General features: G+C 35.2%; 12 protein-coding genes and 1 pseudogene. 4 read left to right on the top strand and 9 right to left on the bottom strand.

Annotation, left to right across the window (positions count from 1 at the left end; all coding sequences use genetic code 11):
• Window positions 1-353: 353 nt before the first annotated feature.
• From BS34_RS0111725 to BS34_RS0111705, 5 genes are all read right to left on the bottom strand, one after another.
• Complete coding sequence (locus BS34_RS0111725; RefSeq protein ID WP_029408694.1) at window positions 354-1376, bottom strand: ArsJ-associated glyceraldehyde-3-phosphate dehydrogenase; 1023 nt, start codon at window positions 1374-1376, stop codon at window positions 354-356.
• Window positions 1377-1493: 117 nt separating this feature from the next.
• A complete protein-coding gene (locus tag BS34_RS0111720) occupies window positions 1494-1991 on the bottom strand; it encodes an arsenate reductase ArsC (protein ID WP_029408693.1) in 498 nt (165 codons plus the stop codon).
• An 18-nt stretch (window positions 1992-2009) separates the two neighbouring features.
• A complete protein-coding gene (locus BS34_RS12900; RefSeq protein WP_084151655.1) occupies window positions 2010-2639 on the bottom strand; it encodes an MTH895/ArsE family thioredoxin-like protein in 630 nt (209 codons plus the stop codon).
• A gap of 52 nt (window positions 2640-2691) precedes the next feature.
• A complete protein-coding gene (locus BS34_RS0111710) occupies window positions 2692-3684 on the bottom strand; it encodes a permease (RefSeq protein WP_029408691.1) in 993 nt (330 codons plus the stop codon).
• 10 nt (window positions 3685-3694) lie between these two features.
• Entirely contained in the window at window positions 3695-4630 is a 936-nt protein-coding gene (locus tag BS34_RS0111705) for an MBL fold metallo-hydrolase (RefSeq protein ID WP_029408690.1), read from the bottom strand.
• A 99-nt stretch (window positions 4631-4729) separates the two neighbouring features.
• Here BS34_RS0111705 and BS34_RS0111700 point away from each other — a divergent pair, with 99 nt between their 5' ends.
• A complete protein-coding gene (locus tag BS34_RS0111700; protein ID WP_029408689.1) occupies window positions 4730-5086 on the top strand; it encodes an ArsR/SmtB family transcription factor in 357 nt (118 codons plus the stop codon).
• Window positions 5087-5318: 232 nt separating this feature from the next.
• Here BS34_RS0111700 and BS34_RS0111695 read toward each other — a convergent pair whose 3' ends face one another.
• The 3 genes from BS34_RS0111695 to BS34_RS0111685 all read right to left on the bottom strand — a co-directional run bounded on the left by BS34_RS0111695 (window position 5319) and on the right by BS34_RS0111685 (window position 9876).
• Window positions 5319-7151, bottom strand: coding sequence for a Na/Pi cotransporter family protein (locus BS34_RS0111695; protein WP_051640881.1), 1833 nt, complete (start codon window positions 7149-7151; stop codon window positions 5319-5321).
• 120 nt (window positions 7152-7271) lie between these two features.
• Entirely contained in the window at window positions 7272-7874 is a 603-nt protein-coding gene (locus BS34_RS0111690; protein WP_029408687.1) for a flavin reductase family protein, read from the bottom strand.
• 334 nt (window positions 7875-8208) lie between these two features.
• The gene (locus BS34_RS0111685) at window positions 8209-9876 is read right to left on the bottom strand and encodes a 2-isopropylmalate synthase (protein ID WP_029408686.1); all 1668 of its coding nucleotides are present in this window, start codon (window positions 9874-9876) and stop codon (window positions 8209-8211) included.
• A 161-nt stretch (window positions 9877-10037) separates the two neighbouring features.
• Here BS34_RS0111685 and BS34_RS0111680 point away from each other — a divergent pair, with 161 nt between their 5' ends.
• Complete coding sequence (locus tag BS34_RS0111680; protein ID WP_029408685.1) at window positions 10038-10502, top strand: Lrp/AsnC family transcriptional regulator; 465 nt, start codon at window positions 10038-10040, stop codon at window positions 10500-10502.
• 53 nt (window positions 10503-10555) lie between these two features.
• On the opposite strand, the gene BS34_RS0111675 is transcribed toward BS34_RS0111680, so the two are convergent.
• On the bottom strand, window positions 10556-10813 hold the full coding sequence (locus BS34_RS0111675) for a hypothetical protein (protein ID WP_029408684.1): 258 nt from the start codon (window positions 10811-10813) through the stop codon (window positions 10556-10558).
• A gap of 177 nt (window positions 10814-10990) precedes the next feature.
• Between BS34_RS0111675 and BS34_RS0111670 the strand changes: the two genes are divergently transcribed.
• Both BS34_RS0111670 and BS34_RS0111665 read left to right on the top strand, forming a co-directional pair.
• Complete coding sequence (locus BS34_RS0111670) at window positions 10991-11191, top strand: hypothetical protein (RefSeq protein ID WP_029408683.1); 201 nt, start codon at window positions 10991-10993, stop codon at window positions 11189-11191.
• A gap of 235 nt (window positions 11192-11426) precedes the next feature.
• Window positions 11427-11801 (top strand): annotated as a pseudogene (locus BS34_RS0111665) (response regulator); the annotation flags it as partial.
• Between the last annotated feature and the right edge of the window lie 118 nt (window positions 11802-11919).

The following is an 11919-nucleotide window of genomic DNA, read 5'->3' as shown; positions in this document are numbered from 1 at the left end:
AAACAGGCCTGGTAAATATACATTTAACCAGGCCTGGTGATTTATAACTCAACAATAATAGAACGGAACTTTGCTTTAACAATCATTCCTAAAAAGCACTCATATAGAGATCTTTGCACGAGATAGGTGCGAAAGAAAAATGAGAGAAAATTTGCCTGACTCTCGACTTACCCCTTCGGGCGTCGAGTTCTTCGTTTGCGGCGGAAAACGCAGGGAATAGCTAGCTATTCACAAGTTGTCGCCCAACGGAAGAGCCATTGGTGTACAACAAAAATCAGGTGAATTTTTACCCTCAAGGGGCACCTAGAACCATTTTTATTCGTGCATACTCTCATGCAAAGGTCTCTTATAACTTAACTCACAGAATTATTATCATTAGCAACCTTAACCGCTAATTCCATCATACGAGAGACATAACCTATTTCATTGTCATACCAAGCCAATAGTTTTACTTGAGTTCCATTAACGACCATGGTCGATGGAACATCAATCACACTAGAGCAAGTTTCACCTTCGTAATCAACAGAGACCAATGGACGAGTTTCAAAACCTAAAATACCCTTTAGATAAGTTTCTGAGGCTTCTTTAAGCACACCATTAACCTCTTCAACAGAAGTTGGGTTTTCCATTTCTAAGACTAAATCCGTTAGCGATGCATTCATCAGTGGTACACGCACCGCCACCCCATTTAACTTGCCATTAAGTTCAGGAAAGATAGTACCTATTGCCGTAGCTGAACCCGTTGAGGTTGGGATTAATGATTCAAAACTGGCACGTGCTCTACGCAAATCTTTATGGCCATGATCCACTACTTTTTGAGTATTGGTTCTGTCATGCATTGTTGTAATCATGCCGTGTTTAATGCCGAGCTTTTCATGCATTACTTTAATGACAGGTGCAATACAATTGGTGGTACAAGATGCGGCTGTAATAATTGGGTCTTGTCCAGCAACCACAATGTCATCATTGATTCCCATCACAATATTCTTTATCCCCTCTTTCATCGGAGCAGCAACAATGACTTGCTTAACACCTTGATCAAGATAAGGTTGAATTGTTTCAATCGTTCTAAATTTTCCTGTAGATTCAATAACCACATCTACATTTAAATCGCCCCATTGAGTATCAGAAACCACTTTATTCATTGAATAGCCAATCACGGTGTCAGCCACAATGATTTGCCCATTTTGTTCAATAGCCTCATGATGCCAGCGACCATGAGCTGAATCAAAATTGAGTAAGTGGGCAGAACCTACAGCATCGGTTGCGATTTCATTAATATGTACAATCTCAACTTCTGGCCAATCAAAAGCAACACGCATTGCCAAACGACCCATACGACCAAAACCATTGATGGCTATTCTAATTTTTTTCATTATTTTTAAATCCCTTTAGAGACCTTTTCACGAGTTGGGGAGGTAAGAAAAAGATAAAGAATTATGGTCTTTTTTAACCATTCATCGACTCTTGCAAAAGTCTCTAGTTATTAGTCTCTAGTGATGACTTAAATTGTGTATTTCTTCTTTTAGCTTTAGGTGCTCAAGTTTGCTAATAGGTAACTGCACAAATAAATTAATTCTATTTTCTAGGGAATGAAGTATTTCTCTTATAGCGTCAATATTGAGGTCATCACTATATGGACTATCTATTGCCCATACAGAAGTGATGGTATGGTCTGGCCAAATAGGACAAACCTCTCCTCTTACCTTGTCACATAAAATAAAAACAAAATCCATTTGCGGAGAATCTTCTTTAGAGAATTCATTCACACTTTTTGAATATAAATTCTCGGTAGGTAACTTAGCATGCTTAAGTGTTTCTATAACCTGTGGGTGAACTTCACCACTAGGTTCACTGCCAGAGCTATAAGCGTTAAATTTATCTTTGCCCCAATGATTCAAAAGCGCTTCGGCAAGAATACTCCTCACTGAGTTTTCTTGATCGATAAATAAAACGTTATACATATATATTCTCCAGCGTTTATTATTCATTTTTATTGTTCTGTTTTATTAAGCTTTTGTTAACCATTCTTCAATTAACTGTTTTGATGGCATTCCACCACTATGCACCACCTGTTCATTGATAACAATACCTGGTGTACTCATAACACCATAAGAGGCAATTTGTGCAACATCTTCTACCTTAATGACAGAAACTTTAACAGCCATTTCACTTGAGGTGGCTTCTATTAATTTAATAGTATTATTACAGGTAGTACAACCTGTCCCCAATACTTTTATCTCTAAAGTATCGCCTTCACAACAAGAAGATTCTTTTGCCGTATCAGAACCTGAACAACATGATTCTTCTTTACTATCGGAACAACAATCATTTGACTTTGTTTCACGTGAAACATCATCACCACAACAAGCCGATGAACTTTTAGACTCTTCAGGAGTTGAACAACAAGTACCAGTTGTATCTGAAATACAGCACGCTCCCGTATTTTTATCTTGTGGTAAAAAACGACTTACCGGACACCAACCCGTAAAAGTAGCCTGCAATGCATTAAGCCCCGCAAACAAAGTTAACCATAGCCAATTAGGTTTAAGTAAATCAACTTGTCCACTAAAGTGGGCTAACAAAATTGGCACAATAATCATTAACGAAATCATGCGAATCATAATATTACCTTTCATAAAAACTTCCTTTAAATATAAAAATTAAAAAATCAAAATCAAAAATTTATTACTAACTTACCAGGTCTGGTAAGTTAGGTTGAATAAAATTAAATAAATAACCGACCAATATAAAGGCCACCGTAAGTACCCCCACAAAAATACCTAATGCCTGCCATTTAATCACTTTACGTAAAATAAGCAGTTCCGGTAAAGAGAGTGCAGCAATACTCATCATAAGCGCCAAACTTGTCCCAATGGGAACTCCTTTATTGATCATCGCTTCAATCAAAGGAATGACGCCAGTGGCATTTGAATAAAGCGGTACGCCCACTAAAACAGCGGCAGGTACACTCCACCAGTTAGACGAATCTCCTAGATAGGTACTCACCCAAGCCTCTGGAACAAAGCCATGAAAAGCCGCCCCTAATGCAATACCAATAAATAGCCAATGCCAAATACGTTTAACAATCACTTTTACTTCATTCCAAGCAAATTCATGGCGTTGATTAAATCCACCACTATTGGCTTCTAGTTCTTGTTGTTGGCGCATTTTAATATCCCAAACATACGATTCTACCCAACGTTCTGGTTTAAACCATTCAATAACGATAGAACCAATATAAGCAACCACCAGGCCTGCTAAAACATACAGCAAGGCAACTTCCCAACCCAAAATGGTCATTAATAAAACTACCGCCACCTCATTAATCATTGGGCTAGCAATTAAAAAAGCGAAGGTAATACCAATAGGGATTCTTGCCTCTACAAAACCAATAAACAGAGGAACCGATGAGCAGGAACAGAATGGCGTGACGCCACCCAGTGTAATCGCAAGTGAACGCGCCAACCACTGAGGACGACCCGCCACGATTTGCCTAACACGCTCGGTTGAAATCATTGCCCTAAGCAGCCCCATGACATAGATGATAACCACCAATAAAAAGAAGATTTTAGTGGTATCCATCACAAAAAACTGAACGGCAGCACCTATTTGAGTGTCGGGTGAAAGCCCAAATAATTGAAAGGAAACCCAATCACCCAAAAGAGTAAACACTTCAAACATAGTGGTTTACCTACATCTCATTTTCAAATTGAAGATAAGTACGGTTTAAGATTGTTTTATGCCAAGAATCATAGTGTTTTAGGTGTTTAAATTCAGGCCAGTCTTTGTTGTCATCTACAGCTTGTTGCACACCAGTCATATCTTCAGCGGCCGCTGATAGTACTGTAACCAACTTATCTAAATAATTACCGGTATCTTGATTTGCTTTATCCCAATCACAAACTTGACCATGCCCAGGAACGATAAACTTAGCAGGTAAAGTTTGTGCTTTGTGATAAGCCTTTTGCCAACTTGCTACATTTGAAAATGGGTGAACCCCTAGCATACGATCAACATAGATTAGGTCACCAGAAAATAACACAGATTGCTTAGGCAACCATACAACTGCATCACCCGGAAAATGCGCATCACCAAAATATTTCAACTCAAATACCACACCACCAATTGTAATCTTTGCTTTATCCCCGGCTAACTTTTCAGTTGATGATAAAGGCTTAGTTGTAGAAAAAGATTTTGATACAAAGGTCATGTGGCGTACTTCCTCATCACCCTTTGATTTTTGAGTAGTCACGGTTTTTTCCAGCGCATAAATTTTTGCACCCTTTCCAGCAAAATACCCGTTACCCAACCAACGATGGTCCTGACTACCGGTATTAATAACTGCAATAATAGGTAAATTGGTTATTTTTTTAGCCGCCTTTTCAAGCGCCTTAGCTGAAGGTATTCCAGCACCTGAGTCAATTAATACTGCCCCTTTCTGTGTCACCACAAGACCAATATTATTATTTAAACCTAAGTTTTCAGGTGTGCGATCATTTATAGGTCCAATATAAGCATAAACATTATCTGTTACCTGATTAAATTTAAAATCCATGGCTATAACAGGGGCAGTAAATAAACTACTGACCAAAAATACCGACGATAAAATTAACTTTAAACTCTTCATATAAAATCATAGTCTATTAAATACGTATAAACGGATGTATTGATATTATTATCTTATTTATGGTAAATTACAACTTATAAATTAATTCTAAAAAAGAATATGACACTAGATAATATGAAACTAGATAACATTACCCAACTATTTAAAGCCTTATCAGATCCAATTCGTTTACGAATTCTTAATTTGTTAATAACAAAAGACTCGTTTTGCGTGTGTGAAATAGTTGATATTTTAGGAATTGGGCAAAGCACTATTTCAAGACATTTGGCTTATTTAAAAAATTCAGGTCTGGTTGAATCTTGGCGTGAAGGTGTTTGGATGCACTATTCTTTAATAAAAGAAAATATGACAATAATTGAAATGGAAAACTTAAAACTACAACTAGAACAATGTGATTCTATAATTGAAGATAACAAAAGACTTAAAAAAGGTAATCTGGCCTGCTCTAACGAATAAAAGACATGGATAACTATAAACCATAATAAAAATATGGTTAATATTATTAATTAAAGATATTTTTCTATAAAAACATCAAACTTGATAAAAAATCCTTAAATATAAGCTCATATAGTAGTTTTTATAGAAAACCTAGCCATATGCATTAGCTATATTGAAAAAATGGCAACAACATATAAATTTGAAAGCCATTTTTTTAACAAATAAATTTAAATTGCAAAAAAAACCTAAGTTAATCCACTTTTTCAAAACCTGGGTTATCTATCTTATTTTCAATCGGAACTTCAATTAATTGTAATCTTGCAATTCGTTTAGCTAAAGTATGTAATTGTTTAAATCCATCTACCAATTGCATTTCAAATCTAAAAATCGTTAAACGCTCTTCAGTTGGTTGAAACTTTTTTATTTGATGCTTAAGTGCTTCTTGAATAAGCAAATCAATCGTTGGCTTAATTGCAATAACAGAAAGCGCTGGTTCTTTATTCTGCTCACTAATACTCAACAAAGCTCTGTCTATTGATTTACCCACTTCATTAGAGAGTTGTCCCACAAGTTGATTCATTGTTTCACTCGGTTTAGTACTATTCTGAAACAAACTGTGCAATACATTTAAAACATTAAATTCTATCGTTTCAAGCATAGATTCCATAACGTTTACAACATTTAACAACTTTAAGTATTCATTTTGTTCATTTGACGATAATTCTGACTGGTTGATTTTACCCAAATATCGTAAAATTTTTCGTTGATAACTTCTAAAGCGCTGAAGATTTAAATCTTCTCTAGATAACTTATCTAGATTTGGATTCTCTATTAATGACATGACTCGTTTATAAAAAAATGAATGTTTTTGTTGATAAATTTCAATCTCTTGACGTACAGCCTGCATTGCCATTGAAGGAGTACTTAACAGGCTCTCATCCAAAAACTTAATTTCAAATTCAGCAGAATTTTTTTCATTATCCAAAATAGGCACTATTTTATTAACCACCCAAATAAAAACGGGTATCAACGGTAAAAAGATTACCAGTGAAATAAAATTGAATAGGGTATTAGCATTAGCAATTTGGCGCGGAGTGTGTTCTGCCAAAAAGGCAATATTCATTGTATTTTGATTAATATCAATTAGATTAGGATTGGTTAAATAGGCAGAAAAATGAGCTAATTCTGGAATAAAAGGAAGAAATATTAATACTCCAATAACATTAAAAAGAAGGTGAATATAACCTGTTCTTTTAGCTTCTCTTGATTTACCAATAGTCGCTAATAGAGCCGTGACCGTAGTACCTACATTTGCCCCCATTGCCAAGGCAATACCCGCTGGTAATGTTAAAAAACCATTGCTCGCCATAACAATAATAATACCGATAGTTGCTGATGAGGACTGCACTAAAGCTGTAAAAATAAAACCTATTAATATGCCATAAATAGGGGTTTGCATTTGTAGCATTAGATCTAAAAAAGGTTGGTAATCCTTAAGTGGTGCCATGCCCTCACTCATAATATTCATACCAAAAAAGATAAGGCCTAAACCCATAATTAGACGGCCAATTGCAATTTTCTTATTGAGTTTAGAAAAAAATTGTATGGCAAATCCTACTGCAATCATTAATAAAGCAAAATTAGTGACCTTAAAAGCAATCACCTGAGCCGTTATGGTTGTACCCAAATTGGCTCCCATAATAACCCCTGCTGCCTGTCCTACTGTCATTAGGCCTGCAGATACAAAGCCAACAGTCAGCACACTGGTAACAGATGAAGATTGAATTACAGCCGTAACACCCGCTCCCGTAATCGCACCCATCACTCTATTTGTTGTAAGTTTTGCTAAAAGGTTTTTCATCTGCTCACCTGCTACCACAAGCAGGCTTTTAATAAGTTGCTCCATACCATATAGAAATAGGGCTAACCCCCCTAAAAGTTTCATTAACATGAGAAACCAATCAAGCTTTGGAGCATTTTCTCCTGCAAAAGCTATAGAAGAAAATAGCATTATGCTCAGAGATAAAATAAACGTAGCGATATAGGCAAAGTTATATTGATTTAAATAACGATAATTTTTCATGATAAGTATCTTAAAAAGAATGACTTATTAACCATAGCATAGTGGCAAAAAAAAACCCCGCATTTGCGAGGTTTTAGTTTAAATTGATTTTATGTTCCACATGAAACAATCATTAGATATTTAAGGACGGGGTAAATTAATGTCTGCCTTAGAATGACAATAATCATTACCACCCAATTTACCAATTGTATCTAGTAAATTTGCTTGGATTATATTGTCTTTCATTACTGATTCATCAACATGTATTGCTACAACATCAAGTAACACTAATACCCCACCAATAGGCTTATCAGAGATAGTAATGGTTTCTTTTAAAGTACATTCGTAACGAACTGCTGCCGATTTAATACTAGGCGGATTCACTTTATGACTAGCGACAGTTTCAATACCAATTTCATCAATTTCACTTTGCGAAGATGAATAACTAGCACAACTGGCATTCATTAAATCTGCTTGATTCGCCGGTACAATATGCACCACACACTCTTTGGTTTCTTGTAAGTTAGCCAACGTATCTTTGGTAAATATATCTCTAGAAGGGACATTGGTAAAGGTTAAAACTGGCGGATTACAACTTGCCACACTAAAAAAAGAATAAGGTGCTAAGTTAGTTAAACCTTGCGCATTTTGAGTGCTAATCCAGGCGATTGGCCTAGGAACAATACCACCTGTTAATAATTGATAGAGCTCAACAGGGGTTGAATCTTGAGGGGTTATATACATCGTTTTTACTCATTATTATCAGACAATATAAATATTATGAGACCTTTGCACGAGATAGGTACGAAAGAAAAATGAGGAAAAATTTGCCTGATTGCGGCGGAAAACGTAGGGAATAGCTAGCTATTCGCAAGTTTTTCAACAAAAATCGGGGAAATTTTAACCATTTTTACTCGTGCATACTCTCGTGCAAAGGTCTCATTATGACACACTAATATAACAACCATATAAAACAAATATTACCAGGCCTGGTTAAATACTCTAGAAAATTAAAACGAACTATTTTTATCCAAGTTTAATTTCTTTAATACTCATTATTGCAAAGGGTTTTAATAAATTAAGTGTTTCTATTTAGCCCTTTTAACAAAGCCATTACCATTGCTGAAACGGTATCTTTTGCTTTAGCAACGCCTACTGAACGACTATTATTTATTTGTAAATAGACATAAGCCATAGCTTGAGCATTTTTACCCTGTTCACCATTTGGACTTTCATCCAAGGTATGTAAAGCATGTTCAGCGTAATCCATAACATCAACTGAATACCCTGTACGTTTGTGCCAAGCGTCACATAATGCACTTAAGGTTCCGTTACCGGTTCCTTGCCAAAGTTCACCATTTACCTCAATAGATAAATGCTCTAAATCACCCTCTCTATGCAGTTGATAGTGATTGATTTGAATAGCAGTATCTTCTAATTCATATTGGTTAGTAAACTCATTATATAACTCTCTATGACTCACCACCCCGCCCTGCTTTTCTGCTAATTTTTGGGCAATCGGTGCAAAATCTAGTTGTACCCATTTTGGTAGATTTAAACCATATTCTTGAGCCAAAACAAAGGCAGAACCTGCTTTACCTGATTGGCTATTGACTCTAATAATTGCCTCATAATCACGCCCTACATCTTTAGGGTCAATTGGTAAATAAGCGACATTCCAGGGAGCATCTGCTTTTTGCTTTAATAGACATTTACGAATCGCATCTTGATGACTACCTGAATAGGCGGTATACACCACATCACCCACCCAAGGATGACGTGGATGGGTTTTAATCTGCGTTACCTCTTCTACCACAGGAATCCATTGATTTGGATCAGATAAATCTAATTTAGGGTCTATTCCTTCACTAAATAAATTCATGGCTAGGGTAACAATATCCATATTACCAGTTCGCTCACCATTACCTAATAACGTGCCTTCAATACGATCAGCACCGGCTAATAACGATAATTCTGCCGCGGCAACAGCACAACCACGATCATTATGAGTATGAATTGAAATTAACGCAGACTCACGATTTTTAAGATGCGTAATAAAGTATTCAACCTGGTCTGCAAAACGGTTTGGAGAAGTACTTTCTACCGTTGCTGGTAAGTTTAAAATGCATTTATTGTCTGGGGTAGGTTGCCAAACGTTCATAACGGCTTGGCAAACTTCTACCGCATAATCGGTTTCCGTTTGCGAAAAACTCTCAGGCGAATATTGAAATATCCACTTAGAACCAGGATGAGATTCATTGGCCTTTTGGGCATATTCTTTAACCCATTTTGCGCCCTGTATAGCCATTGCTTTAATTTTGTTTTTAGTTTTTTCAAACACATTCTCACGTTGCACAATTGAGGTGGTGTTATAAACGTGTATCACGGCTTGCTTAACGCCCTGCAAAGACTCATAAGTACGTTCAATTAAATGTTCACGAGCTTGAACTAATACTTGCACAGTAACATCATCAGGAATCAAATCTTCTTCTATTAAACGACGAGTAAAATCAAATTCAAGCTGACTTGCTGATGGAAAACCAATTTCAATAGTTTTAAAACCCATATTCACCAGTTGCTGCCAAAGAGCTAATTTTTGGTCAACGGTCATGGGGTTTGCTAACGCTTGATTACCATCACGTAAATCAACACTCACCCAAATAGGTGCTTTTTCTAAAAAATTATTTGGCCACTGGCGATTTGTTAATTGTGGGCTAGGAGTTCGCTGATATTTTATTGGATTCATTATTCTCTTCTCTACGGCAATGTAGGTTATTTAATAACTCCTATTTTATTACCAGGCCTGGTATATTTTATTGTGAATAATTCTATTTATACGTTTAATAATGATATAGAATTTATATAAAATAATAATTATTAACATATGATGCTAAATATAGAGAATTTATGAAATTAGATAACTACGATAAAGCGATTTTAAAGGCATTACAGAATAATGGTCGTTTAACCAATCAAGAAATAGCTGATCAAATAGGTTTGTCGCCATCAGCTTGTTTAAGACGCTTTAAGGCTTTAGATGAGTCTGGAGTGATTATTGGCTATAGAACCTTATTAGATTCTAAAAAATTGGGTTTAGATTTAATGGCTCTGGTACATATATCAATGGACAAGCATACTAAAGAACGTTTTTCAGAATTTGAAAAAACAGTGATATCTATGCCTAATGTTTTGGAGTGTTTATTACTAACCGGCCAAACAGCCGATTATCAATTAAAGGTACTTGTTAAAGATTTAGAAGCTTACCAAGATTTATTACTCAATCATATTACTCAGATTACAGGTGTAAGCGGGGTTCATACCAGTTTTGTCTTAAGAAAAGTCGTTAATAAAACCGCAATGCCTATTTTATAGGAGATGTTTATCAATAAAGTTAGTTAATTAGATTATTCAGGCTCAACAGTCGGTTATTTAGATTTGTTAGCAAACCCAACCCCTTTTTTGGTTTTGGCAGTCAACTCAAGGTTTTCAATAATTTCTTTATAGTCTAAACCTGCTTTTTTCATCTCTACAAAACAAACGACAATCACCGCAATTGGGTTAGGTATTTCGCCCTTCTTTTTGTAAGATTGAATATTTTTTTCACTCACCTTTATTAATTTGCTGAATTTAGGCAAAGTGATTTCTGCGTCTAATAAATGTTTTTTAAACTCAATGAACGTCATTTAGTAAAACCTATAAATTAAAATATATATTTTGCATCAGCATGCAATGCAAGGCTCTCATTATATAAACATACTCAAAATATTTGTATTTAAATTCTATTAAAGTTATTATTAACTATAAGTTATTACTAAAAGTTAGTAATAATTTTTTTTATATATAAGTTAAAGGTAATAAAAATGGCTAAAGCACTAAAGAAAAAAATCGTTAAAAAAGCAACAACTAAAGCAACAATGAAAGCCGTTGCTAAAAAAGACGTTAAAAAGAAAAATGCTAAAAGTGTTATTAAATCTGCAACTAAAAAAGTTATGAAAAAAGGCCTTTCTAGCAAGAAAAAGGTAAAAGTCGCCGCTAAAAAAGCTGTCAAAAAAGCGGCATAACTTCAAATCCCCTCTATTTATAAGAGAGGGGATTTTAAACACCCCCCTTAAAACTCCCTTCTTAAATAAAAAAACTCTCTCAAATACCTAATTTCACGTATTAAAATCATTATTTATTCCAATAATTTACTTATTTTGTGGTTATGGTACAAATCTAGCTAAGTTTTTATTGATATAGATTTTTGTAAATTTATAATGAACCAATTAAATTAATCCACTGGTTGAAATTATGGCAATCGATAAAAATATAAACATTCTTGTAGTAGATGACTTCGCTACCATGATTAGAATAGTAACCAACCTTTTAAAAGAATTGGGTTTTACTAATATTGATGATGCAAATGATGGCTCTAAAGCATGGCCTATGATTCAGTCTGGAAAATATGACTTTATTGTTAGTGATTGGAACATGCCTGAAATGACAGGAATAGATTTACTTAAAAAAGTTCGTGCTGATGAAAACTTAAAAGATATGCCTTTTATGTTAATTACTGCCGAACAGAAACGTAGCCAAATATTAGAAGCTGCTCAAGCTGGTGTAGATGGGTATATAGTTAAACCTTTTACTGCCGCTATTCTTAAAGAAAAAATTGATAAAATTGATGAACGTAAAAGCTTAGAAAAACGTGGTGCTAAAATCGCACCTCCTTCTCAAGCAAGTCAAAATTTTGCGGCAGAACAAAAGGCGAAATTACAAAAAATGTTGGCCGCTATGCCTCCTGAAAAGC

Origin of the sequence: Thiomicrorhabdus sp. Milos-T2, from assembly GCF_000702325.1 — a bacterium.
In the GTDB taxonomy this organism is placed as follows: Bacteria; Pseudomonadota; Gammaproteobacteria; order Thiomicrospirales; family Thiomicrospiraceae; genus Thiomicrorhabdus.
The sequence above is the reverse complement of the archived record's forward strand: the minus strand, read 5'-3'. Positions and strand labels throughout refer to the sequence as shown.